Raw genomic sequence first — 24,313 nt, 5'->3', positions numbered from 1 at the left:
ACCGGCGCCTCGGGCGCATCGGGTGAGACACCCATCTGCACCCTGAACTTTCGGGTCGGGGTTCGTCGAGGACCGTGCGCGGTACCGTCGACGGCATGGTCGAACCGAAACGAGTCGCGCTCGCACTCGGCAGTGGGGGAGCACGCGGATACGCGCACATCGGGGCGATTCGGGCCGTCACCGCGCGCGGCTTCGCGATCGCGGGCATCGCCGGATCGTCGATGGGCGCGCTCGTCGGTGGCTTGTTCGCGGCGGGGAAACTCGACGAGTACACCGACTGGGCGTTGACCCTGACCCAACTCGACGTGGTGCGGTTGTTGGACGTGTCGATGAGCGCCCCCGGTGCGATCCACGGTGAGAAGGTGCTCGCCCGGGTCCGGGAGATCCTCGGCGATGTGCTGATCGAGGACCTGCCGGTCCCGTTCACGGCGGTCGCGACGGACCTGGCGGCGGGCCGGCCGGTGTGGTTTCAGCGCGGACCGCTCGACGTCGCGATCCGCGCGTCGATCGCGATTCCGGGAGTGATCACGCCGGCGGTCCTCAACGGCCGGGTGCTCACCGACGGCGGTACTCTCGCTCCGCTTCCGGTCGCCCCGACCGTGGCGCTCGCGTCGGATCTCACGATCGGGATCAGTCTCGGCGGCGAGGTTCGCGGCGGGCTTTCGTCGCCGGAGAACGTCAGCGCCGAACCGCGCCCGACCGAGGAGTGGATCGGCCGTTTCCGTCGCAGCGCCGGGTTTCTGCTCGAACGTGACATCGTCCGGTCGGTGGTGGGCAGGTTCGGTGCCGGGGTGGCAACGGCCGACCCGGATACGATCGACCCGGAGATGGTGGACGGCCCGGATCGCACCGAACTCGACGCCGACCCCGCGGCGTCCGGCGGGGTCGCCGCGCCGAAACTGGGCCGGGTCGCGGTGATGAGCCGGTCGATCGACATCATGCAATCGGCGCTGGCGCGGCATCAACTGGCCGCATATCCACCGGATGTTCTGGTCGAGGTGCCGCGTAGCGCGTGCCGCAGTCTCGACTTCCACAAGGCCGCCGAGATGATCGAACTCGGACGGTCCCTGACCGAGGCAGCGCTCGACGCCGCCGGATTCACCCCGGCGGCACCGAGCGAGGGCGCGGACGCATCGCAACCACCGGACCGCGACCCGGCACACGACCTACGCTGAAGCGGTGGAAACCGTACCGATCCAACTGCCGGATGCCACCACCACACCGGTCCGATTGTTTCCCGGGCCCGAACACGACCACGAGTCGCGACGGGACACGGCGCGCATCGTGGTCGTTCTCGTTCCGGGGCTCGGCATCCCCGGCGGCTACTACGAGCCGTTCGCGCAGGCGCTGGCCGAGCGCGGTATCGACGCCGCGATCTGCGAACTGCGCGGTCAGGGTGACAGCAGGCCCCGTCCCGGCCCCGACAGCGGCTACGGCTACCACGAACTGGTGTCCGTCGACTTCCCCGCGATGTTCGAGGTGGTGCGCGAACGGTTCCCGGATTCGACGCCCTATCTGCTGGGGCACTCGATGGGGGGTCAGCTCGGTGCGCTCTACGCCTCACGGATTCGCGGCAGGCTCGGCGGACTGATCCTCGTGGCCTCCGGAACCCCCTACTACCGGCACTTCCGCGGTGTCCGCGGACCCGGAGTGCTGCTCGGGTCCGCGGCCATGTCGATCACGGCGAGCGTTGCCGGGTTCTGGCCCGGCGGCACGCTCCACGTTGCCGGATTCGGACCGCAGTCCCGCGTGCTGATCTCCGACTGGGCGCGTCTGGCGCGCAGTGGGCGTTTCGAACCGTCGGGTGCCGATATCGACTACGAGGAGCGGCTCGCGAGACTGACCCTGCCGGTTCTGTCGATCACCGTCGAGAACGATGACCTGACCCCGGTCGCGGCGGCCGGGCACCTGCTCGACAAGCTGCCGGCCGCCGCGATCACCACGTGGCATCTGGACCGGCCGCTCGGGCACAACGGCTGGATCCGCGACAATGCGGAGATCGTGGACCGGGTCGTCGACTGGCTCCACGACCGCTGAACTACAGGGTCTGTTCGAGGAAGGTGAATGTCAGTGCGGATTTGAACGCGGCCTGCGCGTTGTCCGCCGCACCCCCGTGGCCGCCCTCGATGTTCTCGTAGTACCACACCTGGTGGCCCTGTTCCTCGAGCAGCGCGACCATCTTGCGTGCGTGCCCGGGATGCACCCGGTCGTCGCGGGTGGACGTGGTGATCAGGATCGGCGGGTACGTCGCGTCGGGGTCGGTGTTCTGGTACGGCGAGTACTCGCGCAGGAACGCCCACTCGTCGGGGTTGTCGGGGTCGCCGTACTCGGCCATCCACGACGCGCCCGCGAGCAGCAGGTGGTACCGCTTCATGTCCAGCAGCGGCACCTGGCACACGATCGCCCCGAACAGCGACGGATAGCGGGTGAGCATCACACCCATCAGCAGGCCGCCGTTGCTGCCGCCCTGGATGCCGAGTTGCTCGGCGGTGGTGACACCGCGTGCGACGAGGTCCTTCGCGACCGCGGCGAAGTCCTCGAACACCTTGTGCCGGTTCTCCTTCAGTGCCTGGGTGTGCCAGGTGGGGCCGTACTCTCCGCCGCCGCGGATGTTCGCGATCACGTAGGTGTGGCCGCGTTCGAGCCAGGCCCGGCCGACGCCGCCGCTGTAGGCGGGCACCATCGAGTTCTCGAACCCGCCGTAGCCGTACAGCAAGGTAGGCGACGGGGTGCTCGTGTTGCTGCCCACCACGAAGTACGGCACTCGGGTTCCGTCGTCCGATGTCGCGAAATACTGTGTGACGGAGATGTTCTCGGTATCAAAAAACGACGGTGCCTGCTTGATCGACGCAATCGGTTCCCCGACGGTGCCCGACAGCAGCGTGGCGGGCACGGTGAAACCGCTGGAGTTGAGGAAGAAGTCGTCACCCTCGAGCGGATCGACGTCGATGATCGACGTGGACGTCGCCGGCGGAACACCGTCGAGTGGTCGGTCCTCCCACCCGCCCGGACCCGGTGTGAGCACCCGGACCTCGGTCTGCACATCGCGCAGGAGCACGATCAGCAGATGGTCGCGCGTCCACACGTACTGCTCGAGCGAGGTGTGCTCGTCGGGGGTGAACAGCACCGTGAAATCGCGTGCACCGGCCAGGAACGCCGGATAGTTCGCGGCCAACAGGGTGCCGGCCGGATGGCCCAGCCACGGCGACCGGGTGCGTACCAGCAGATGGTCGCGGTAGACGCCGGCACCGGCGTCGTCCGGCACCTCCAGTTTCACCAGTTCACCGCCGTCGGTCAGCTCGAACCGGTGGGCGGTGTAGAAATCCAGGGCCCGTTCGACGAAGGTGCGTTCGTATCCGGGGGTGCGGTCGTACGACGCGGACACCGCCACGTCGGTCTGCTTGCCTTCGAACACGATCGGCGCCTCGCCGACCGGGGTGCCGCGCCGCCAGCGCCGCGCGATCCGTGGATATCCCGAATCGGTGAGGGAGCCGTCACCGAGATCGGTACCCACATACACCGTGTCGGCGTCGATCCACCCGATGTCCGTTTTCGCCTCCGGCAGTTCGAAACTGTCCGGTCCGGACACGAACTGTCTTGTCTCGATATCGAATTCGCGGACGACGGTGGCGTCCGCGCCGCCCCGCGACAATCCGATCAGGGCGCGCGTCTGACCCGGCCGCAGCACCTGCGCGCTCGACCACACCCAGTTCTCGCCCTCCAGTTCGGCGAGTGCGTCCAGGTCGACGAGCACATCCCACTCGGGGGCGTCGAGCGCGTACTGCTCGACGGTGGTGCGCCGCCACAACCCGCGCACATGCCGCGCGTCCCGCCAATAGTTGTAGATGTAGTCCGCGCGGCGGCGCCCGTAGGGGATGCGCGCATCGGTGTCGAGTACCTCCCGGATCCGGGACTGCAACGTCTCGAACTCGTCGGTGTGGGTGTATTCGTCGACGGTGCGCCCGTTGCGGGCCCGCACCCAGTCGAGTTGCTGCTCGCCGGTGACGTCCTCGAGCCAGCGGTACGGGTCGGTCGGGTCGGGGTTCGGCAGATCGGGGTTCGGCGCATCGGGGTTCGGCGCATGGGTGGTCATGCGCCATTTCTACCCGGTCGGCACACTGACGGGCATGCAGATGTATCCGACCGACGCCCGCCGCGACTGGCTCGCCGACCGCCTGCCCAGCGATCAGTTCCTCGTGTACTGCTTCGACGCACCGGCCGTGCCGGTCGAACGGGTGGTCGCCGACGTCGCCGTTCGGGCGGCCGGGATCGGTGATCTACGCGTGCGGGCCGTCGACGTTCCCGGCCTGCTCGACTACCCGTACTGGACTGGCCGCGACATCGGCGACGATCACTTCGCGACACACACCGGTGGCGGCTGGGCCGCGGTGACCGCCCTGCTCGGCACGATCGTCGAGACCAGCGTCGACATCCGCGTCTCACCGTGGCGGCTGCACCTGATCACCGACGTGACCGACGCACCCGGAGGAGACGGCCCGGCCCTGCTCGCGGTCCTGCAGATCTCGCACGCGTTCGCCGACGGAATGCGCGCGTCCGCGCTCGCGCGTGCCCTGTTCGGGACGAACGCACCCTCGCACACCGAACCGCCGTCCGCGCCGTCCACGCTGGGGATGCTTACGCGGGCTGCGGTGAAACTGCCCGGGCAGATCGTCGGAGTGGTCGCCGACGGGGTGCGCGCGGGCCGTGCCGAACAGGAACTCGCCGGACCGTCCGTGCCGCCGCCGGCGCCGGGGTGTGCGTTGGTCGCGGTGAACACCGCACCCGGCCGCCGCCGGTCGGTGCGGACCCTCGTGTTCGATGCCGGCGATCTGCGTCGTGTCGGAACCGTCACGGTCGCGGCACTGACCGCGATCGGCCCGGCTCTGGCCGAATTCCTGCAGGTGGACGATGCTCTCGGCGCGGAGGTTCCGGTCGCGGTGCCCGCCGTCGCCACCGAACGCAACGCCTATCGCAGCGTCGGCATCGCGCTTCGGCCGGACCTCCGCGATTCGGCGGAGCGGGCCGCTGCGATCTCCGCCGAACTGGATCTGCGCCGTCGCCGCGCCGCGCACCCGGCGATGTCGATCAAGGGACGGACCGAGGATCATGTGCCCGCGCCGCTGCTGCGGTTCGGTGTCGATCGCACCGACCTGTCGCTGGTGCCGCCGACCGTCACCGGCAACACCGTCGTGTCGAGTGTGAACCGCGGCCCGGCCGATCTCGGGCTCGGCGGCGGACGGGTCCGATTCACCGCCGGTTTTCCCGGCCTGTCGCCGGTGATGGCGTTGACCCACGGCGTGCACGGCATCGGCGGCACGGTCGCGGTGTCGATCACCACGAGTCCCGATGTCCTCGACGACGCCGCGCTCGACCGGTATGCGGGGCTGCTCCGGGCGTCGCTGGTAGCCCGCTAGCGATGCCCGGAGCAGTCAACTATGCCCGGAGCAGTTGTTACGCCCGGAGCAGTTGTTACGCCCGGAGCCGCCGAGTCCCGGCTACCGCTGCGTCGACCAGCAGGAACCCGAGCAGGCTCAGGCCCAGTAGCGGAACGACCCAGCCGACCGCGACCGCAGCGGCCACCACCGCGACGGCTGCGGCCGGGTGGATGCGGCGCCAGGCGCCGCGCACCGGCGGCCGCCCCATACGCCGCTCTCCGCGGGTCGGGCGCCGCTGCCACCACAGCAGATAGCCGCGGACGATCACGGTGACCAGCGCGATCGCCAGGGCGAGCAGTGCGAGCTGATTGAGCAGACCGAACAGCAGGCCCATGTGCAGCGCGATGCCCCATGAGGTGAGTTGGGCGGCCAGCGGCCAATCGGCGAACCGGTTCACGTCGGTCACCGTGCCGGTCGTCCCGTCGACCGCGACCGCGTCGGTCGTGAACTGCCACGGTTGCCGGGTCTCGGTGACGGTGAACGCGGTGTGGCCGTCGGCGGGCACACCGACCTCGACGTGCTCGGTGACGCCGTTGTCGGCGGCGACCGCGACGACGGTATCGAGTTCGCCGAGTGTGCGGCCGAGCGTGCCGGGGTCCGTCGCTGCGGCGGAGTGGCCGCCGTGACCGTCGTGACCGTCGGACGATCCGGTGCCGCCGCCGAGGTTCTTGTCGAGTGCCGGGGTGGTCCAGCTCAGGGCGGTCCGCAGGTCACCGACGTTGTCACCCGCGTACTTCGACCACGTCAATCCGGTCGCGGACAGGAAGATCAATCCCACCGCGATCCACAGGCCCGCGCTGCCGTGCCACCCGAGGGTCCGGTTGCGGCCACGGGCGGACCGGTCGACGGTCAGCAGTCGCGCCGAGGCCGGGTTGCGGCGGCGGGTCGTGCGGTATCGCTGCACCCACAGGTAGACGCCGCCGAGGGCGACGACCCACAGCCACGACGCGGCCAGTTCGCTGTAGACGCGGCCCGGCTCACCCAGATGCAGGTGCCGGTGCAGTTGTGAGATCCAGGTGCGCATCGGCAGGGCACTGCTGCTGCCGTAGACGACGAGTTCGCCGAGCGGCGCCGCGGTCGCCGGGTCGACGAACACCGCGCGCCGTTCCGATTCGCCGAGCGACGGATCGGTGAACAGCACCCGGGTGGTCTCACCCGGTTCGGAGGCGGGTCGGACCGCGGTCACGGCCAGATCCGGCAGCACCCGACGGGCCGCGGAGACCTGCTCGACGACGGGCACTGCCGGTCCGGTCGCGTCGGTGTGCAGGTACTGGCGGTACATGACCTGTTCGAGGGCGGGGGTGATCGCGTAGAGACCGCCGCTGATCGTGGCGATCAGCAGGAACGGGGCCACCAGGATGCCGGCGTAGAAGTGCAACCGCAGGATCAGCGGTCGGAAACTTCGAGCAGGCTGATCCGTCGGTGCGACTGTGCCCGTGGGCCTGTCGCGTTCCAGTTCGGGAATGGACATACGAATACTCGATTCGAAAGATGCCGGGTCGACGGGGCGCTCGTGCGGGCGTTCCGGCGTCGACCGGGGGAAGTGGCCGGTGCAGCGAACCGTGAGTGGTCGCCGCACCGGATCGGCACACGTCGACGACACCGTGACATGCGCGTGCGTGTCACGGAAACGGACGTGGAGGAATGCGCCGAACCCGTGGTCGCCGACGGTGAACCGGCGCGGCGGGATCGGTCAGGCAGACCGGGGCGGTCCGCGAACACCCGCGGTCGCGCAGGCGAGCAGCCACGGCGACACCGTCACCCGATGCGTCGGGGTGGCTGTCCACAGCGGTGCGTCGGCGGGCAGTGACGACAGCACGGCCCCTACGACGCGGGTGATCGCCGTGATCGCGGCGCGGCAGCCGCGCTCGGCGCCGCGGATGAGCACTGCCGAGACGACGACCGCCGCGGCGTGCGCGGCGATCATCGGTGCCGAGAGCGACAGTGGATGCGTGTGTTCGGCGACCTGCCCGGACACGAGGGTCAGCGACAGGTGACCGCCGCACTGCCCTGCGATCAGTGCGGCGGCGAGCGCGCTCCGCCGGTGGATCGCCGCGGGCAGGGCGACGACGATCGCTCCGATCGCGACGCAGACGGCGATGAGCAGGACAGCACCACCACCCGACGGTGTCCCACCGCCGGCGATGCCGTGGGCGGCGATGCTGACCGCGCCGGAGACCGCACCCACGAAACCGCCGCGCATCTGCGCGAGCGTGTTCGGGGGTGACGGCATCGGGCGAGAATAGCGTTTGCGTCGGCCGTCCTCTGCACGTGGATCGGCGATACGGGTTCGGGAGTGCTCACCGGGAGCCGGCAGCGGCCCGCTTCGTCGGCCTCGGCCGCCGCCCGGGCCGGTCAGCGGAAGTAGTCGCCGAAACCGAAAATCGCATCGAATGCGCTGGTGGGCAGCACATCCACGTAGTTCACGCGGTAGTCCGCATAGGACCCGCGCATCAGGTCGTGCGCGAACTGTGTCGCATGGATCGCGTCGACCGCATCGATGGTGACGGTGAGGTGGATCAGCGCGTTGTGGCTGCGGACCACACAACCGTGATGCGGGACGATCGGATCCAGGAAGTCGCAGAATTCGTCGTCGGTCAGCAGGTCGACGAGTACGTCGAGTTCGATCATCGCGTTGTATTCCATGTGTGTTCTCCTGTGTCGACCACCCGAGCGGCCTCGCGCCGCGCGGGTGGGAATCGACCGGGAACACGCACGGTGACATCATGCCCGAACGCCGAAACACCCGCATGGTGGACAGTGCCGCGAACCTCACACGTCGGCGCCGAAGACGGCCCGTTCGCGACGGCGTTGCTTACGCGCAAGCACCGCGACGAGCACCCGCGCGACGATCGGCAGTTCCTGCCGGGCTTTCGCGGTTTCCTCGACGGTCATCACTGCGAAGACGCGAGTGAGGTCGAAGTCTGCTCGCCCGCCGCGTTGCGCCTCCTTCTCGAACTGCTGCCAGGCATCTGCGGACACATGACCGGTGATCAGGGGAAACACGGTCCGTTCCTCGTCGTCGATGTGTTCGTCGAGCATCGTCTGCAGTCGACGGATCGCACGCGCGAACTCGGCGATCGCGGTCTTGCCCGGCAGTTCCGCCGCCAAGCGGATCAGGGTGTCGAGGAGCGGGTCGAGTTCGTCGTGATCGTCGGTCAGTTCGGTGAAATCGACGTGTGGGCCGGCCGAGTCCGTGATCAGCGGCCACAGCGAGAAATCTTCGACGGTGTGGTGATGGTGGAGGCTCGTGGTGAACAGTTCGACGTAGCGGGAGATCGCCGCGTACCGCGACCGGTCGAAACGTGACGGGTCCGCGATCATCTCGTCGGCGAGGCGCGAGAGTCGGGTGAGGTCGTGGCGTATCACGCGGTGCGCGAGGCGCATTCCGAGTAGTTCGTCGTCCGTGGTGAGGCGCGGGGCGGTGCTTGCAGGTGTCATGCGCGGTAGCGTCGCCGCTGGCGCTTGGCGGGGCCTTGGCGATCGCTTGGGCTGGCTGTGACCTGCGCGCTCGGAAGAGATCGACACGACGAGGGGATGGCGATGGGCGTCTACGCGGTGACCGGTGCGGCTTCCGGGATGGGCAGGGCGAGCGCGGACCGGCTCAGGGAATCCGGTCACACGGTGATCGGGATCGACCTGAACGACGGCGATGTCGTCGCCGACCTGTCGACAGTGGACGGTCGTGCCACCGCGATCGCGAAGACCCTCGAGAAAGCGGCGGGGCACCTGGACGGCGCTGTCCTGGCCGCGGGGCTCGGCCCGATCCCCGGCCGGGAACGCGTCATCGCCGAGGTGAACTTCCGTGGTGTCGTCGAACTGTTGGACGGGTGGCGGTCGACGCTTGCCGCGTCCGGCAACAGCAAAGTCGTCGTGTTCGGATCGAATTCGACGACCACGGTCCCGGCGGCTCCGATGTCGTCGGTGAAGGCCTTCCTCGCCGGTGATCTGGAGAAGGCGGTCAAGAAGGCGTCGCGCATCAAGGCGGCCGGTCCGACGTTCACCTACGCGGCGTCGAAGCTTGCCGTCACCCACTGGGTGCGTCGCACCGCGGTCACACCGCAATGGGCGGGTGCCGGTATCCGGCTCAACGTCCTCGCCCCCGGAGCCGTCGCGACACCATTGCTCGATGCGCAGCTCGACTCCCCGGAAGGCGACCGGGTGCGGAGTTTCCCGGTCCCGATTGGTGGGTTCGGTGATCCGGCGCAGATCGGTGCGTGGGTCGAGTTCATGCTCTCGCCCGCCGCCGATTTCCTGTCCGGTTCGGTTGTCGTCGTCGACGGCGGCACCGAGGCGTATTTCCGGGCGGGCGACTGGCCCAGGCCGGTGCCGGTCCTGAAGGTCCCGTCCTATCTCCTGGCGATGCGCCGGTTCGGCCGCGCAGCGCGGCGATAGCGGGTTCCCCGAGGTCGCGACCGGCCGGTCGTACCTCGGCGATCACGGGGCGAGCAGGTCCTGCCGGTACACTGGCCAGGTTCCTCCCGCCCAAAATGCCGTCGCGACAAGGACAATCGTGGCGGCGACGATGGCCATATCCCGTGTGGTGACCGACAGGTAGGCGAGGCGGATGTCGCGTCCGCGGCGGTCGATCGTGGCGTAGGTGAAGCCTCGGGTTTCGAGTGCCTCGACGGTCGTGCGCACCGACTGCGCCGTGTTCAAAAAGATCGGATAGAAGGACAGTACCGTCATCCGCACCCAGTGGACGAGATGACGAATACCGAAGGGGCCGGCCTTGTCCGGTGGCGCGGACCGCAGCCGGTAGTTGTCGAAGACGGTGTTGAACTCCTCGACGAGAATGGGCAGCATGCGATACCCGTAGCTGACGGCGAACGCGAGCATGGGCGGTGCCTTGAGCGACAGCAGGGCGTCGGAGAGTTTCTCCGGATCGAGGGACACGAACGCCGCCATCGACGCCATGGAGATCGCCCCCAGCTTGAGGGTGAACTCGGCGAGCGCGAGGACCGTGTTGAGATCGCCGCCGAAGAAGAGTGCCGCGACGAAGATGTAGACCGTTTCCATGAGAAGCCCGAAGACGAACAGGGCCAACAGCAGTGGCCCGACGCGGGCCAGGATCACCGCTACGACACCCATCGCGAAGAAGATCGCCAGGACGGTGAGATTGTGGGTGAACCAGGGTGCGACGGCCATGATCAGGTACCAGAGCAGCACCATCCGGGGATCCATCGTGGAGAACAGACCGCCGCGGGTGGCGTAGGCGGTGCGGATCAGTTCGAGTTTGATCCACTCCACGCTCAGGACGTCGCGTTGTTTTCGTGCCATCAGTGGTCGGTTTCTTGAGTGACGAGGACATGAGCGGTGGCTGCGGACGCTCGGAATCGGGTGACGAACTCGGCCACGCTCAACGGTGCGGGATACATGCCGACTTCCCGTCCCAGCTGGGTGATCTGTGGTGGGACGAGGTTGGCTTCGGCGAGCAGACTCGACTGGTCGAACAGGTCCCGGGGCGACAGATCCGCGACGACGGCACCCCGGCCCAGCACGATGACCCGGTTGGCCCATTCGGCGACCAAGGTCATGTCGTGGGTGGCGACGACCGACGCGGCGATGGTGTCGGCCAATTCGTCGAGCATGGCGATCACGGCGTCGCGGCTGGCGATGTCCAGGGACGCGGTGGGTTCGTCGAGGAGCAGCAGTGCCGGCCGCATGGCCAGGCCGATGGCGAGGGTGGCGCGCCGCTGCTGACCCCCCGACAGTGCGCGGCCGTCCCGGTCCGCGAACTCGGTGAGGCGAACCTTGTCCAGGGTCCGGTCCACGAGTTCGGACCAGTCCGGCACCCCGCGTTCTCGGGGGTAGAGCGCGATGTCGGACCGGATGGACTCCTTGACGAACATCTGCTGCGGGTGTTGCCACAGATAGGCGACCTGGTCGGAAAGCCGTGCGGCCGAGCGGGAGCGGGTGTCGATTCCGTCGACCACGACATCGCCGTCGCGGGGCACCATGATCCCGGCCAGCAGCTTCAGCAGCGTGGTCTTGCCGGAGCCGTTGCCACCGACCAAGGCGATGCGGTCGCCGCGGCGGACGGTGAGGTCGATTCCGTCGAGTACCGACTGGAGTCCGGCGGTCACGGTGCGGTAGCTGTGCCGGACCCGCTGAACCTGCGCGATGGTGTCCGCCGGCTCTGTGTCGCCGGATGCAGGTTCGGACCGCAGCGGAGCCGGGCCGGTGACGTCGATCGGACGCGGCACCCGGCCGAGAAGCCCGCCTGCGGCGGCGACGGTGCGTGGTGCGTGGGGGTGCCCGAGGGACTGCGCGGCCTGGACCACCTGAGGCGCGGGGATGCCGTGCTCGGCCAGTTCGGCGGAGCGGTTGACGGCGTCCTGGACGGGGAGGTGCCATACCGGGCTGCCCTGATCCATCAGGACGACCGAGCGGGCGAACTGGGCGATGAACTCGGCGTGATGCTCGATGGTGACGATGGTGATGCCGTGCTGCTGGTTGAGCACCTCCAGCCGTTGGTAGATCTCCTGCGCGCGGGCCGGATCGAGTTCGGCCACCGGTTCGTCCACCACGACGACCTCCGGTCGCATGGCCAGTACGGATGCCAGCGCGGTCAGGTGGGCCTGGCCGCCGGACAGCTGCCACACGAACCGGTCGGACAGTTCGGTGATGCGCAGCATCTCCAGCGCCTCGGCGGTACGTTCGGCGTGGTCGGCGAGCCCGAAGTTGATGGGGCTGAAGGAAATTTCGTCGCGCACGGTGGGCCGGACGAGCTGGTTCGTGAAGTCCTGGTAGACGTAGCCGACGTGGCTGGACAGTTCGGCGACGGTGGAGGTGTAGGTGTCGATACCGCATACTTCGGCGGTCCCGCAGAAGTCACCGGACCAGTAGTGCGGCACCAGACCGTTGAAGGTCTTGCACAGGGTGGTCTTCGCCGAGCCGTTGCCGCCTACGACCGTGACGAAGTCCCCTGCCTCGATGCTCAGGTTCACGTTCCGCAGAGTGTCCTCCGCGGCGCCCGGGTAGCGGAACGAGACGTCTTCCAGGCGGATCACGGGGTCGGAGGTCACGGCCGCGCCTCGTCCGCCGCCTGCCTGTCCGTTGTCTGTGCGTCCGGCGTCGGCGCGGCCTTTTTCTGCGCGGCGCGGAAGAACACGATGGCCAGTGCGAGAACGATCAGGAGCGCCGCCACCGAGACCCACAGGAACCCCGAACCGTATTCGTCGACGAATCCTGGTTCGAACGCTCCGATGCTCAAGTCCCAGGCTTCGAGGAAGGCGAAGAAGAACGAGGCGATCGACAGGAGAATCGCGGCGCCGACGAACAGGCCGGAGTTGCGTGCCTGCCCGGGGATCGGTTCACCCGGAACCCGTGGACGCATACCCATCAGCGGTTCGATGCGTCCGTACAGGGCGGGGATGAGCCAGATGGCGGGGATCGCCCCGAACAGCACCCCGGAGATGATGAGATCGGTGCCGAATCCGATGCCCTCGAGCAGCAGCATGGATTCGGGTAGCCCGTCGACGTATTCGGCGTCCTCCACCCCGATCCAGACCTTGCTGAGATCGACGACGGCGGAGAGCAGTTTGTCGATGAAGACCAACAGGATTGCGCCGAGCGCGATCTGTGCCCGGTTACGTGGGTTCCGGATCACCGACCCGGCGATGAAGATCGCCAGGAACATCTGGATGTAGCCCTCGACTTCACCCAGTCCGGAGAAGTCGCCCATCAGCAGGTCGGTGAAGACGATCTCACCCAGCGGTGCGCCCAGCGCGACCCAGAACGGGCTGAACAGCGCGGCCAGGGTCAGCGGAATGAACACGAAGTAGGCCACGGAGAAGTCGACGGGGCCGATCGTCACGTCGGGGACGATCTCGAGGAGGATGTTCGACAGGCCGAACAGGGCCATCGACAGCACGAAGATCATCAGCTTTTGTGGCGAGTTCAGTTCGTAGCGGCCGACGCCGCTCGCGCCGCGCAACGTCCCGGCACGCTGATATTCGGTGGACATGGGTTCCTTACCTTTCGAGGTGGGCGGAGACGAGGTGGGCGGAGATCAGGGGCAGGAGGTCGGCCGGTTCCGTGACGACCGCGGTCGCGACGCCCTCGGCGAGTGCCCGCCGCAGGTCCGGTTCGTCGGTGCTGCCGCCGCGCACGAGGACGCGGTGGGCGATGTCGCACGCGGCCGCGCCGGCAGCGTCGTTGTCCGGTTTGTCGCCGAGAAACCAGGTGCGTGCGGGGTCTGCGTTTGCGATGGCGAGCGCGGCCCGGAAGATGCCGGGGTCGGGTTTGCGTGTCCCGAACTCGTCCGAGGCGACCACCGCGGTGATCTGTCCGGTCAGGCCGTGTCCGGTCAACTGTGCGCGCACCGAGTCGCCGGAAATGGTGTTGGAGACCACTACCACCGGGTGCTGGTGTGCCGCACACCAGTTCAGCAGTTCGGCGACGCCCTGTCTCATCGTGCGCCGGGATTTGGCCAGACCCCAGTCGGCTGTCAGCCCGGTTGCTTCCGAGCGCAGCAGTGCGACGGTCCGGGCGGACTGTCCCGTACCGCCGAGCGTGGCCCAGAACGTCACCGGGTCGACTTCCGCGTGTCCGGCCTGTTCCTGCTTGCGGCGGCGGTTCCCGGCCAGTGCGTGCCGCAGGATCTGCTCGGCGACCTCGGCGGAGCAGTCCGCTCCCACGGAGGGACGGATCAGTTCGGCGAGTCGGTCGACGAACCCGGCGCGTGCGTCGGCATCGGGACGGGCGTCGGAAATCACGCCGCCGTGGTCGATCAGCAACGCCGGCCGCGAGCCGGTGCGCTGCCGGGGTGGAAGCCCGTCCGCACGCGGCGGATTCGGCGAGGTGCACCGAAGGATTTCCAGAAGCTGTGCGGGGGTGTCCATGACGGCGTCGGCCCGGTCGTGTACGCGGAACGGTGGGGAGTCGGTGTGATGGCATCGGGTGACGATGACGGCGCCGGCGTCGGCACGGCGGCCCGCGACCACGTCGCGGTCCTGGGTGTCGCCGACGTACCAGCAGTCGCCCACGTCCGCCCCGAGTGCATCGGCGGCGAGTGTCAGCATGTCCGGGTGGGGCTTTCGGATACCGACCTCGTCGGAGTAGATCTGCACACCGAAGGCGTCGGCCAGGCCGTGCTCGGCCAGAATCTCCCGGTGCGACGCTCCCGAATGGGCGTTGGAGACGATGCCGGGGCGTACTCCGTGTTCCCGGCACCAGGTCAGGAGTTCCCGGACGCCGGGGCGCAGGTGGTGGTCCGAAATCAGCCTGTTCTGTGCCCGGACCAGTTCGCGGGCGCGGGAGGCGAGCAACTCGCGGGCTCCCTCGGGTAGATCCGAGACCATGAAGTCGGTGATGACCTGCCGGTGTGTCAGCTCGACCGGTTCCAAGCGTCTGCTCGAGGCGTTCTTCCAGTACTTCAATGCCGCCAAGCCGGCGTCGATGCTCGCGGCGAGCCGATCGTGAGGAATCTCGAATCCGGCGTCGTCGAGGACGCGTCCGTACAGCCGCGCCAGCTCGGCCCTGCCCTCGGGGCGCTTCGAGGTCTCGAAGACGACCCCACCGAAATCGAGCAGGAGCGCTCGGGGCCGGTGCCGCAGCGCACGCTGTGGATCCGGTGAATCGGTAACGGCCGCAGGGTGAATCCGTGTCATGAGTGGGCGGGGCCTTTCGGGGATCGAGTGTGTCGGCGCCGCTGACGCTAGAGAACCGACCTGGCTCCGACGTGTCGGGAACGTGAACTATTGGAACGTTCCAGATGTGATGTCGGGAATGTTCCAGCCCCGGCGGATGGCGACAACCGTCGCGGACCACCGGGCGGACATGCAGCCGTGATAGAAGAGAAGACGTGCCGTCCCCCCGCGCCGAATCCCCGCGCCCGACCATCGTCGACGTCGCCCGAGCCTCGGGGGTGTCCAAGTCGCTGGTCTCGCTGGCCCTATCGGGAAAGCCCGGTGTCAGCGACGCTTCACGGGCCCGGATCCGGCAGGTCGCCGACGAACTCGGATACATCTCCAACACCTGGGCACGCTCGCTGGTCGAGGGGCGCACCCACTTGGTCGGGGTCGTGACCACCGACGTGGGCAGCACCTACAACACCGACGTCGTCACCGGTATCGAGGACGAGGCGGCGGAATCCGGATACGGGGTGCTGCTTGCCCACGGACGCCGCGACCCGGAGCAACTGTCACGCGGCGTCGAGCGGATGTTGCAGTTGGGTGTCGACGGACTGATCGTCGTCTCCTCCCGGGTTCCCCGGCAAAAGCTGGAGAACGCGGCGCGAAAGCGGCCGGTCGTCGTGGTGGGCCGTCCCGACGACGCGAGCGACCTCGTCGATATCATCCGCAACGACGACGAGCTCGGCGGACGCCTCGCCGTCGAACATCTTGCCCGGTGCGGCCACCGCCGGATCGGGTACGTGGCAACGTCGACCCGCGCCGCGGTCCGCGCCCGCGGTCTCGCCTACGAGCGCACCATGACCGACCTCGGGCTGGATTACCGCTGGCACATGGCCAGGACCGCTAGTCATGATCAGACCTTCGCAGGCCTTGTCGTCCAATCCCTGCGCGGCGAACCGGCCGACCGCAGGCCGACCGCCCTGTTCGTCTCCACCGACGAAACCGCCATCGCCGTTCTCGGAGCCGCTCTCGATGCCGGGTTGCGCGTTCCAGGCGATCTGGCGCTCGTCGGATACAACAACTCGGCCATCGCCACCGCGATACGTCCCACCCTCACCAGCATCGACCAGCCCCGCAATCGGATGGGGAGTCTGGCCGTGAGCCTGCTGCAGGAACGGCTGTCCGGACGCACCCGGCAGCGTGTGGAGGTCATGACGCCGCACCTGGAGGTCCGTGCATCGTCGGGCCCGTGGGGTCAAGTCCACGGGCGTGGACGCTCCGCGGAGCCGGTGGATACCCGCCTCGGCCCGAGCTGAATCGTCCGGCCTGCCGACGGCCCGACGCCGTTGCGCAGCGAAGGTGCGCAGCTCGGCATTCCCGGGTCTCGGTGAAGGTCCCTCGTGCAATGGGCCGAAAGTCCCGTAGTGTCACGCGGAACGACCCGAGTACTGACGTCGGAAAATTTCGTACCCGTCGGTACAGATCTTGATGTTCGGATGCGGCCGGGGGCGCGGCCGGCGCGGAAACTGTCGCCGACCAGGCATCGGGCGCAGATTCGGCGGGTCGAACATCGCCGACGAAAAATGTGTACGACAGTACCGAAACGTCCTCCGGCCAGCGTAGATCGCTCGCTTCCTCGGGTGGCCTCCCGCTGCGGTCTGCTGTAGAACTGAGCCAGGGGAATTCGGGTGTGACCTACCGCATAGTCGAGACTTGTCGAGGGCGCACCACACATGCTGCACCCAGTAGTTCCCAGGGGGAACCGGATCGCAGGTTGGTCCGGCTGGGCTAACGGAAGGCCAGATTTTTGCTGTTCCCGATGTCACCGACCGACTCGATGTTTCTGCTCGGCGAATCCCGCGACCACCCGATGCACGTAGGGGGCTTGGCCCTGTTCGAACCGCGGGACGGCACCGGGCCACAGGAGATGCGCGCGATGCTCGACGCGGCGCTCGCTCGCGGTGACGCGGCACCGCTGCTCCGTCGACGAGCGACGCGATCGCTGGCGTCGTTGGGGCAGTGGGCCTGGGAGACCGACACCGACGTCGACCTCGACCACCACATCCGGCACGACGCACTACCCGCACCAGGCGGAATGACCGAGTTGATGGCTCTGGTGGCCCGCCTGCACGCCACCCCACTGGACCGCAGTCGTCCGCTGTGGGAGATGCACCTGGTAGAAGGACTGCGCGACAACCGATTCGCGGTGTACGTCAAGATCCACCACGCGCTCGCCGACGGCGTGGCAGCGATGGCACTTCTGCGCACTGCGCTGAGTGTGGATCCCGACGAGTCCGGAATGCCCGCCCCATGGGAACCGCTGACGCCGGAGCGCCCCACGCTTCGGTTGGTCCCGGACCCACCCACCGGTGGCGGCCCCGGCCTCCTCGACCTGCCTGCGACTGCTCTGCGCGCTGTCCGCGACACCGTCGGCACCGCCCGCCGGACCGTCGATGCCGCGCGCGGAGCTGCACTGGAGGTCGCCGGGATGCTGCCGGCGGTCGTCGACACCGTCGACCGGGCGTTGCGTCAGCGCGGCGGTCCGCTCACCGTCGCTGCGCCGAAGTCTGTGCTCAACGTGCCGATCGGCGGTGCTCGGCAGTTCGCGGCCCGGTCCTGGCGACTCGAGCGTCTGCGTCTGGTCGCCAAATGCGCCGACGCCACCGTCAACGATGTGGTGCTCGCGATGTGCGCAGGGGCGCTGCGCACCTACCTGAGCGACCTCGACGCACTGCCCGTCGACCCACTGATCGCGATGGTGCCGGTCTCGCTGCGCGACGAGCAGCGGAATATCAAGGTGGGAAACGAGATCGGGGTACTGATGTGTAACCTCGCCACCGACCTCGCTGACCCGGCGGGCCGACTCGACACGGTCCGCACCTGCATGCGGGAAGGGAAAGAGTCGATGCACGCCCGCAGTTCGGTGCAGATTCTGGCGATGAGTGCGCTCGGCACGGCCCCGCTCGCGCTGGGCATGGTCGGACTCGGTGGCGTCATCCGCCCACCGAATGTGATGATCTCCAACCTGCCGGGTCCCCGTGAACCTCTGTTCTGGAACGGTGCCCGCCTGACCGCGCTGTACCCGCTGTCGATTCCGGTCGACAATCAAGCGCTCAACATCACCTGCACCGGCACCGACGACGAAATCGCGTTCGGACTGACCGGCTGTCGCCGGACCCTGCCGTCCCTGGCATCGATACTGGACCACCTCGAGGACGAACTCGCGGCCCTCGAACGCACCGTCGGCCTGTAGGACGCCTGCGGCGGTCTCACCGCCCTCACGATCTGACCGATGCCGAGGGTAAATCCCCTCCAGGTCAACCGAATTCACCTTCCACATCACAGGAGGCCACGCATGAACGAATCGACGACACCGGGACTGCCCCGACACGCCGAATCCGGCGGCTCGATGAGCACCGCGGAGATCAAAGCGCGCATCGAGGCGATGTACGCACACGACGACACCCCACCTCGCTCGGACCGGCCGACACGCCGCGGTGGGGTATCGAGGCGACGAACGGCTGTGGCGTGAGGACGGCTGCGGCGTGAGGACGGCTGCGGCGTGAGGATCTTCGCCGCCCACGTACTGGCGGTGCGGGCCACCGGTCTCGCCGGGATCGCAGCGTTGCAGGGGGCGTTTCGGCCCCGGCACCGTGGTCCGCACCGCCGCTCCTTCCGCCTCGGTGCTCGCACGCTGCGACCCACCGGGCACCGATCCTGACCGGATCACCGAAACGAGACGAGTGCCGGCAGGTGGTCACCGGTCGGCACGATCCACCCGAACATCCCAGGTCGGCGCTGGTGAGGCGTCGGCTCACGCAGGAGGTCGAAAAGCATGTCGCAGGGCATCGTGCAGTGGTTCAACACCGAAAAGGGCTTCGGATTCATCACCCCGGACGACGGCAGCACCGACATATTCGTGCACTACTCCGAGATCGCGGGCAACGGTTTCAGGACGCTCGAGGAGAATCAGCGGGTCGAGTACGAGATCGGCTCCGGGGTGAAGGGCCCGCAAGCGGAGAACGTGCGGACACTCTGACCGGCGTCAGGACAGGTGTCCGGAATCATCGGGATGGTTCGGGCGCGGGTGGAAGCAATGGTAGTCCGTGTAGCCGATGAGGATCGGGCAGTCGCCGCCGACGCACTATGTGCAGGAGCACGAGCGTAGATGCTGCCGCTGCGTAGATGCACCACAACGACGCGAACGATCGGACGTAGAGCAATCCGACTGCAACGAGTGCCACCAGATTGAGGACTCCGAAAGCGACGATGGACGGATATCCCGACAACAGCGCCGGCCCGATGACCGCGACGACGTAGAGAACCGCCCATACGGAGCCGTTCTGAACCCCGGTCTGGTAACCCAGTGCATGCGGATACCGGGTCACCGTGACCGGGCTGGTCAGGACAGCGAAGGCGAGGTAGGCCGAAACGGCAACGCCGAGCACGACGAACGGTGCCACCCTCAGGCGGGCACCGTGCGGTTCGAGCAGCAACACGGCGAGCGGGAACAGCGTCGGCAGGAGTGGCAGCGCGATGAGGACATACACGAATGCCGCACTGCCGGCCGCCTCGGCGGACACGTCGCCGTCCTGGCCTGCCCAGACCACAGCCTCGATGAACTGGTGCGCCGCGAACACGGCAGGCAACAATGCGAACGGTAGTTCACGTGGGTGTTTCACCTCGCGCAGCGACAGTACGGCCACCGGTATCAGCATGATGCCCACCGTGAGATCTGCCGTCATCGAGAAGCACATGGCGGTGTCGCTTCCTTGCGTGCTTCGGCCGGGCTGACTCACATGGTGGCGGAACGTGATCCGACTCGTTCCGATCGTCGCCTCTGCATAGCATGTTCTCGCACATCGACGGGTTTGACGCTGAAAGAACCAGCTTACTCGGGTCGGAGTCCGTTGCCGGGTGCGATACCGAACAACATCGCGTCGATACCCGCCGCGAACGCGGCGTCGTTGTCGAGTGGTGCGGTGGGCGCACCGTCGCCGGCCCCAGAGAGCAGTGTCACCAGGTGCGGATAGTCGCCGTGTGCGAGCATGGCGGTGAGATGCTCTGCGCCACCGCCGGATTCGGAGGCAACGTTGTTGACGGATTCCTGTGCGGCGAAGTTCGTCACCCATCCGCTGAGCAGCGCGACACCCATCATCGTTGCGGTCGGATCCAGGTTTGCCGGAGCGAGTGCACCGATGAGGTGATCGAGGTAGGCGACGGCATTCGGGCCGAGGTCGCTGGTCGGGACCTCGCGAAGCCACGGGTGACGCCGGTGCAGGACGCGGGACTGTTCGGCGACGGCAAGGACGTCGGCGCGCACGTCGCCGGTGAGCGGTGCGAACGCGTATTCGCCTGCCACCCGGTCGGCCATCAGGGCGAGCAGATCTCCCTTTCCGGACACGTACCGGTACAGGGACGCGGCCGATGTGCCGAGCGCCTCGGCGACCCGGCGCATGGACAGCGCGTGCATGCCTTCGCGGTCGACGAGGCCGACGCAGGCCTCGGCGATGTCGTCGAGGGTGTGCGCGGGGCGGGGGCCGCGCTTCGGTTCGTCGGATCGCAGCCACAGTGAGCTCGGCATGCCTTCAGCATGCCTCGAGCAAGGAATTACGAACATTGTTCGCAAAGATGTATCGTGAATTTGCGAACAATGTTCACAGATAGGGAGATGCTCGTGAACGTCATCGAAACCGAAGCCTTGACGCGCCGCTACGGCGATCACGCGGTCGTCGACGGGATTGATCTCCGCGTCGGGGAAGGAACGGTGCACGCGTTGCTCGGACCGAACGGGTCGGGCAAGACCACCACCGTGCGCATGCTGTCGACGCTGCTGCGCCCGACCTCCGGGGTGGCTCGGGTCCTCGGATTCGACGTCGTCGCCGACGCCGCGCGAGTGCGGCAGCGCATCGGGTTGGTCGGACAGTTCCATTCGGTCGATCCACGGCTCACCGGGGTCGAGAACCTCACGATGTTCGCGCGCCTCGCCGGAATGCGAACGCACCACGCCTGCCGTCACGCCCGCGACCTGCTCGAGCGGTTCGGTCTCGCCGAGGCTGCCGACCAGCAGGTTCGGAGCTACTCCGGCGGTATGCGACGACGCCTCGACATCCTCGCGGGCACCGTGGTGCGCCCCGCCGTCCTGTTCCTCGACGAACCGACCACCGGGCTCGACCCACGCAGCCGAAACGACATCTTCGGATACATACTGGATTTCGTTGCCGACGGCACCACGGTCGTGCTCACCACCCAGTACCTGGACGAAGCCGAACGGCTCGCCGACACGATCACGATCCTGGACGGCGGTCGCACGGTCACGTCGGGTTCGCCCGCCGACATCACCGCCGCGGTCGGTACCGGCCTCGACGTGGTCGTCCCGTCCGCGCACCGCGACCGGACCGTGAGCGTACTGGCAGGATTCGACGCAAGAGAAGTGGGAGCTTCTGCAGTGCAAGAAGATTCGATCCGGTTGTCGTTCGGGTTGGATGACGAACCGGACCTGCTCCCGATCCTGCGCGCCCTCGACTCCGACGGGATCGACGTCCACGACATCGGCAGGCGCCGGGCGAGCCTCGACGAGGCATTCCTTGCGCTCACCGGCCACCCCACGGAAGGAATCCGGAAGTGACCACCTCCACCGTTGTACACACGACCGCGAACACCGCCACCGCGGCGCGGGTGGTGTTCGGCCGCACCATCGCCACCTACCGTCATTCGCCGGCGCTGCTCGCCGTCTCGCTCGCCGCACCCCTCGGCATGGTCGTACTGTTCGGCTACGTCTTCGGGGGCACCCTCGCCGGAGGCGCCGATCCGTCGGTGTACCGCTCCTACCTCATGCCCGGTGTGTTCGTCCTCGTCGCGGCCATGGGGTTGATGACCACCGCAGGCACGGCCAACGCGGACATGAACAGCGGGCTCACCGATCGGTTCCGTGCCATGCCCATCGCGCGGTCCGGGGTGCCGACGGGCCTCGCGCTCGCCGAGACGGTGATCGGTGTGTTCGCCCTCGCCGCGATGATGGGGATCGGCTATCTGGTCGGATGGCGCATCGACGCGCCCATGAGCGATGTCGCCCTGGCGATCGTGCTGCTGGTCGCCTTCCGGTTGGCGCTGAGCTGGCTCGGGATCCTGCTCGGCATCGCGATTCGTGACGAGCAGGTCCTGCAGCAGGCCGCCCCGATGATCTTCGGACTCATCATGTTCTCCAACGTGTTCACGCCGACCGAGGCGATGCCGTCCGTCGTCCGGGTGATCGCGGAGTGGAATCCGATCAGTGCGGTGGTCGCGGCGTTGCGGGAACTGTTCGGCTCGGGCACGGCGGTCGCGGTGGATGCGGCATGGCCGATGCAGCATCCCGTGCCGGCCGCGTTCGCCTGGATCGGGGTGCTCCTCGTCGCGTCGGTGCCTGTGGCGGTGCGACGGTACGGCGCGCAGTGAGGAGTGCGGAAAGTGAACCTACCGACGGGTAACCGGACCATCGGCGGACAGCGGAATTCGGCGGGACTACCCTGTATATCCGTGACCTCACACTATGACGTCGTTGTCCTCGGAGCCGGTCCCGGTGGGTACGTCGCTGCTATCCGCGCGGCACAGCTGGGATTGAGCACCGCCATCATCGAGCAGAAGTACTGGGGCGGTGTGTGCCTGAACGTGGGCTGCATCCCCTCGAAGGCACTTCTCCGCAATGCCGAACTGGCGCATCTCTTCAACAAAGAGGCCAAGACGTTCGGCATCTCGGGGGACGTGTCCTTCGACTTCGGTGCCGCCTTCGACCGCAGCCGCAAGGTCGCGGACGGTCGGGTCAAGGGCGTGCACTTCCTCATGAAGAAGAACAAGATCACCGAATACGACGGTAAGGGCTCGTTCGTCGACGCCAAGACCATCGACGTGGCGCTCACCAAGGGCGGCACCGACCGGGTGACCTTCGACAACGTCATCATCGCGACCGGATCGGTCACCAAACTGCTTCCGGGCACCTCGCTCAGCGACAACGTCGTGACCTACGAGGAGCAGATCCTCACCCGCGACCTGCCCGGCTCGATCCTCATCGTCGGCGCCGGCGCCATCGGCATGGAGTTCGGCTACGTCCTGAAGAACTACGGCGTCGATGTCACCATCGTCGAGTTCCTCGACCGCGCCCTGCCCAACGAGGACGCCGACGTCTCCAAGGAGATCACCAAGGCGTACAAGAAGCTCGGCGTCACCATCAAGACCGGTGCGGCCGTGCAGACGATCGACGACGACGGCACCAAGGTCACGGTCGCGATCAAGGACAACAAGTCCGGCAACGTCGAAACCGTCGTCGTCGACAAGGTGCTGCAGTCCGTCGGTTTCGCACCGCGCATCGACGGCTACGGCCTCGAGAACACCGGCGTCACCGTCACCGACCGCGGCGCCATCGACATCGACGAGCGCATGCGCACCAACGTGCCCGGCATCTACGCGATCGGCGACGTCACCGCCAAGCTGCAACTCGCGCACGTCGCCGAGGCGCAGGCCGTCGTCGCCGCCGAGACCATCGGGGGTGCCGAAACACTCGAACTGGGCGACTACCGGATGATGCCGCGCGCGACGTTCTGCCAGCCGCAGGTCGCCTCCTTCGGTCTCACCGAAGAGCAGGCGAAGGCCGAAGGCTACGACATCAAGGTCGCGACCTTCCCGTTCACCGCCAACGGCAAGGCCCACGGTCTCGGCGACCCGAACGGTTTCGTCAAGCTCATCGCCGACAAGACACACGGTGAACTCATCGGAGGTCACCTCATCGGCCCCGACGTCTCCGAACTGCTGCCCGAGCTGACGCTGGCGCAGAAATGGGACCTGACCGTCAACGAACTGGCCCGCAACGTCCACACGCACCCGACGCTGTCCGAGGCGCTGCAGGAGGCCATCCACGGCCTTGCGGGACACATGATCAATTTCTGAGAAACCTCCGTGCGGGACGATCCCCGCTCGGATGTACCGGCCTCGGCCCGCGGAGACTTCACCGTCACCGCGGGCCGTTGTCGTCGCGGTGATTCGGAATCTGCCCACGCTACAGGATGGGTGAGTTCGGAAACACATGGTGCATCAACCGATCCGACGGTTGCGCACAGGCGCATGGTTCATCCACAGAAGTTGTGTTCCAGGCCTGGTCTGCGCGGTTTCGCGGCCTCAGATCGGGCATTGTCGCCTCATGACCGAACCTCGACCACTGACCCGACCGAACCTGCTCGCGGCAGGCGTTTCGGACGATCACATTCGTGCCGCGGTGCGGGCCGGCGACCTCGTCGCCCTCAGCCGCGGTGTGTACCTGCGGCGCGC

The 24,313-nt window shown here is 67.7% G+C and carries 22 protein-coding genes; 11 read left to right on the top strand and 11 right to left on the bottom strand.

Annotated features, from left to right (window positions below; all coding sequences use genetic code 11):
- Positions 1-95 precede the first annotated feature (95 nt).
- Positions 96-1,175 (top strand): patatin-like phospholipase family protein, encoded by a 1,080-nt coding sequence (locus WAX14_RS04520; RefSeq protein WP_422626891.1) that lies wholly within the window; start codon positions 96-98, stop codon positions 1,173-1,175.
- A 4-nt stretch (positions 1,176-1,179) separates the two neighbouring features.
- Positions 1,180-2,037, top strand: a complete 858-nt coding sequence (locus WAX14_RS04515; protein ID WP_422626890.1) for an alpha/beta fold hydrolase — start codon at positions 1,180-1,182, stop codon at positions 2,035-2,037.
- Position 2,038: 1 nt separating this feature from the next.
- Here WAX14_RS04515 and WAX14_RS04510 read toward each other — a convergent pair whose 3' ends face one another.
- Entirely contained in the window at positions 2,039-4,093 is a 2,055-nt protein-coding gene (locus tag WAX14_RS04510) for a prolyl oligopeptidase family serine peptidase (protein WP_422626889.1), read from the bottom strand.
- A gap of 34 nt (positions 4,094-4,127) precedes the next feature.
- On the opposite strand from WAX14_RS04510, the gene WAX14_RS04505 reads away from it, so the two are divergent.
- The gene (locus WAX14_RS04505) at positions 4,128-5,414 is read left to right on the top strand and encodes a hypothetical protein (protein WP_422626888.1); all 1,287 of its coding nucleotides are present in this window, start codon (positions 4,128-4,130) and stop codon (positions 5,412-5,414) included.
- A gap of 55 nt (positions 5,415-5,469) precedes the next feature.
- Here WAX14_RS04505 and WAX14_RS04500 read toward each other — a convergent pair whose 3' ends face one another.
- From WAX14_RS04500 to WAX14_RS04485, 4 genes are all read right to left on the bottom strand, one after another.
- Positions 5,470-6,906 (bottom strand): PepSY-associated TM helix domain-containing protein, encoded by a 1,437-nt coding sequence (locus WAX14_RS04500; RefSeq protein ID WP_422626887.1) that lies wholly within the window; start codon positions 6,904-6,906, stop codon positions 5,470-5,472.
- 222 nt (positions 6,907-7,128) lie between these two features.
- The gene (locus tag WAX14_RS04495) at positions 7,129-7,668 is read right to left on the bottom strand and encodes a hypothetical protein (RefSeq protein ID WP_422626886.1); all 540 of its coding nucleotides are present in this window, start codon (positions 7,666-7,668) and stop codon (positions 7,129-7,131) included.
- A gap of 122 nt (positions 7,669-7,790) precedes the next feature.
- On the bottom strand, positions 7,791-8,081 hold the full coding sequence (locus WAX14_RS04490) for a hypothetical protein (RefSeq protein ID WP_422626885.1): 291 nt from the start codon (positions 8,079-8,081) through the stop codon (positions 7,791-7,793).
- Positions 8,082-8,207: 126 nt separating this feature from the next.
- Positions 8,208-8,876, bottom strand: a complete 669-nt coding sequence (locus tag WAX14_RS04485; protein WP_422626884.1) for a hemerythrin domain-containing protein — start codon at positions 8,874-8,876, stop codon at positions 8,208-8,210.
- A gap of 102 nt (positions 8,877-8,978) precedes the next feature.
- Between WAX14_RS04485 and WAX14_RS04480 the strand changes: the two genes are divergently transcribed.
- On the top strand, positions 8,979-9,830 hold the full coding sequence (locus WAX14_RS04480) for an SDR family oxidoreductase (protein ID WP_422626883.1): 852 nt from the start codon (positions 8,979-8,981) through the stop codon (positions 9,828-9,830).
- Between the two features lie 42 nt (positions 9,831-9,872).
- Here the strand turns inward: WAX14_RS04480 and WAX14_RS04475 are convergent, their stop codons facing one another.
- The 4 genes from WAX14_RS04475 to WAX14_RS04460 are packed head-to-tail and all read right to left on the bottom strand — an operon-like array spanning position 9,873 to position 15,049.
- Positions 9,873-10,715, bottom strand: a complete 843-nt coding sequence (locus WAX14_RS04475) for an energy-coupling factor transporter transmembrane component T family protein (protein ID WP_422626882.1) — start codon at positions 10,713-10,715, stop codon at positions 9,873-9,875.
- The gene (locus tag WAX14_RS04470; RefSeq protein ID WP_422626881.1) at positions 10,715-12,463 is read right to left on the bottom strand and encodes an ABC transporter ATP-binding protein; all 1,749 of its coding nucleotides are present in this window, start codon (positions 12,461-12,463) and stop codon (positions 10,715-10,717) included. The genes WAX14_RS04475 and WAX14_RS04470 overlap by 1 nt, the downstream gene beginning before the upstream one ends.
- On the bottom strand, positions 12,460-13,404 hold the full coding sequence (locus WAX14_RS04465) for a hypothetical protein (protein WP_422626880.1): 945 nt from the start codon (positions 13,402-13,404) through the stop codon (positions 12,460-12,462). Before WAX14_RS04465 ends, WAX14_RS04470 begins: the two co-directional genes overlap by 4 nt.
- Before the next feature lie 7 nt (positions 13,405-13,411).
- Complete coding sequence (locus WAX14_RS04460; RefSeq protein ID WP_422626879.1) at positions 13,412-15,049, bottom strand: HAD-IA family hydrolase; 1,638 nt, start codon at positions 15,047-15,049, stop codon at positions 13,412-13,414.
- A gap of 194 nt (positions 15,050-15,243) precedes the next feature.
- On the opposite strand from WAX14_RS04460, the gene WAX14_RS04455 reads away from it, so the two are divergent.
- The 4 genes from WAX14_RS04455 to WAX14_RS04440 all read left to right on the top strand — a co-directional run bounded on the left by WAX14_RS04455 (position 15,244) and on the right by WAX14_RS04440 (position 19,052).
- Complete coding sequence (locus WAX14_RS04455; RefSeq protein WP_422626878.1) at positions 15,244-16,329, top strand: LacI family DNA-binding transcriptional regulator; 1,086 nt, start codon at positions 15,244-15,246, stop codon at positions 16,327-16,329.
- A gap of 491 nt (positions 16,330-16,820) precedes the next feature.
- A complete protein-coding gene (locus WAX14_RS04450; protein WP_422626877.1) occupies positions 16,821-18,266 on the top strand; it encodes a WS/DGAT/MGAT family O-acyltransferase in 1,446 nt (481 codons plus the stop codon).
- 102 nt (positions 18,267-18,368) lie between these two features.
- Positions 18,369-18,545 carry an AMP-binding protein gene (locus tag WAX14_RS04445; protein WP_422626876.1) on the top strand — a complete coding sequence of 59 codons (177 nt, stop codon included), beginning with the start codon at positions 18,369-18,371 and terminating at the stop codon, positions 18,543-18,545.
- Positions 18,546-18,848: 303 nt separating this feature from the next.
- Positions 18,849-19,052, top strand: coding sequence for a cold-shock protein (locus WAX14_RS04440; RefSeq protein ID WP_422626875.1), 204 nt, complete (start codon positions 18,849-18,851; stop codon positions 19,050-19,052).
- Positions 19,053-19,077: 25 nt separating this feature from the next.
- Here WAX14_RS04440 and WAX14_RS04435 read toward each other — a convergent pair whose 3' ends face one another.
- Positions 19,078-19,758 carry a DUF6629 family protein gene (locus WAX14_RS04435; RefSeq protein ID WP_422626874.1) on the bottom strand — a complete coding sequence of 227 codons (681 nt, stop codon included), beginning with the start codon at positions 19,756-19,758 and terminating at the stop codon, positions 19,078-19,080.
- 146 nt (positions 19,759-19,904) lie between these two features.
- Complete coding sequence (locus WAX14_RS04430; RefSeq protein WP_422626873.1) at positions 19,905-20,597, bottom strand: TetR/AcrR family transcriptional regulator; 693 nt, start codon at positions 20,595-20,597, stop codon at positions 19,905-19,907.
- 87 nt (positions 20,598-20,684) lie between these two features.
- On the opposite strand from WAX14_RS04430, the gene WAX14_RS04425 reads away from it, so the two are divergent.
- The 3 genes from WAX14_RS04425 (at position 20,685) to lpdA (ending at position 23,935) form a co-directional block, all read left to right on the top strand.
- Positions 20,685-21,641, top strand: a complete 957-nt coding sequence (locus WAX14_RS04425) for an ATP-binding cassette domain-containing protein (protein ID WP_422626899.1) — start codon at positions 20,685-20,687, stop codon at positions 21,639-21,641.
- Positions 21,638-22,450, top strand: a complete 813-nt coding sequence (locus WAX14_RS04420; RefSeq protein WP_422626872.1) for an ABC transporter permease — start codon at positions 21,638-21,640, stop codon at positions 22,448-22,450. The genes WAX14_RS04425 and WAX14_RS04420 overlap by 4 nt, the downstream gene beginning before the upstream one ends.
- A gap of 81 nt (positions 22,451-22,531) precedes the next feature.
- The gene (lpdA, locus tag WAX14_RS04415; protein ID WP_422626871.1) at positions 22,532-23,935 is read left to right on the top strand and encodes a dihydrolipoyl dehydrogenase; all 1,404 of its coding nucleotides are present in this window, start codon (positions 22,532-22,534) and stop codon (positions 23,933-23,935) included.
- Positions 23,936-24,313 lie beyond the last annotated feature (378 nt).

The sequence above is a fragment of the Rhodococcus sp. (in: high G+C Gram-positive bacteria) genome (assembly GCF_049299235.1).
Lineage (GTDB): Bacteria > Actinomycetota > Actinomycetes > Mycobacteriales > Mycobacteriaceae > Rhodococcus.
Note: the sequence above shows the minus strand (reverse complement) of the source record. Positions and strands in the feature narration are given on the sequence as shown.

What these genes read in the sequence shown, in the direction of transcription:
- WAX14_RS04500 (WP_422626887.1), bottom strand. Translation starts at nt 6,906, where the DNA reads ATGTCCATTCCCGAACTGGAACGCGACAGGCCCACGGGCACAGTCGCA.
- WAX14_RS04485 (WP_422626884.1), bottom strand. Translation starts at nt 8,876, where the DNA reads ATGACACCTGCAAGCACCGCCCCGCGCCTCACCACGGACGACGAACTA.
- WAX14_RS04445 (WP_422626876.1), top strand. Translation starts at nt 18,369, where the DNA reads ATGAACGAATCGACGACACCGGGACTGCCCCGACACGCCGAATCCGGC.
- WAX14_RS04480 (WP_422626883.1), top strand. Translation starts at nt 8,979, where the DNA reads ATGGGCGTCTACGCGGTGACCGGTGCGGCTTCCGGGATGGGCAGGGCG.
- WAX14_RS04465 (WP_422626880.1), bottom strand. Translation starts at nt 13,404, where the DNA reads ATGTCCACCGAATATCAGCGTGCCGGGACGTTGCGCGGCGCGAGCGGC.
- WAX14_RS04505 (WP_422626888.1), top strand. Translation starts at nt 4,128, where the DNA reads ATGCAGATGTATCCGACCGACGCCCGCCGCGACTGGCTCGCCGACCGC.
- WAX14_RS04475 (WP_422626882.1), bottom strand. Translation starts at nt 10,715, where the DNA reads ATGGCACGAAAACAACGCGACGTCCTGAGCGTGGAGTGGATCAAACTC.
- WAX14_RS04460 (WP_422626879.1), bottom strand. Translation starts at nt 15,049, where the DNA reads ATGACACGGATTCACCCTGCGGCCGTTACCGATTCACCGGATCCACAG.
- WAX14_RS04435 (WP_422626874.1), bottom strand. Translation starts at nt 19,758, where the DNA reads ATGACGGCAGATCTCACGGTGGGCATCATGCTGATACCGGTGGCCGTA.
- WAX14_RS04425 (WP_422626899.1), top strand. Translation starts at nt 20,685, where the DNA reads ATGCTCGTGAACGTCATCGAAACCGAAGCCTTGACGCGCCGCTACGGC.
- WAX14_RS04440 (WP_422626875.1), top strand. Translation starts at nt 18,849, where the DNA reads ATGTCGCAGGGCATCGTGCAGTGGTTCAACACCGAAAAGGGCTTCGGA.
- WAX14_RS04430 (WP_422626873.1), bottom strand. Translation starts at nt 20,597, where the DNA reads ATGCCGAGCTCACTGTGGCTGCGATCCGACGAACCGAAGCGCGGCCCC.
- WAX14_RS04495 (WP_422626886.1), bottom strand. Translation starts at nt 7,668, where the DNA reads ATGCCGTCACCCCCGAACACGCTCGCGCAGATGCGCGGCGGTTTCGTG.
- WAX14_RS04520 (WP_422626891.1), top strand. Translation starts at nt 96, where the DNA reads ATGGTCGAACCGAAACGAGTCGCGCTCGCACTCGGCAGTGGGGGAGCA.
- WAX14_RS04510 (WP_422626889.1), bottom strand. Translation starts at nt 4,093, where the DNA reads ATGACCACCCATGCGCCGAACCCCGATGCGCCGAACCCCGATCTGCCG.
- WAX14_RS04490 (WP_422626885.1), bottom strand. Translation starts at nt 8,081, where the DNA reads ATGGAATACAACGCGATGATCGAACTCGACGTACTCGTCGACCTGCTG.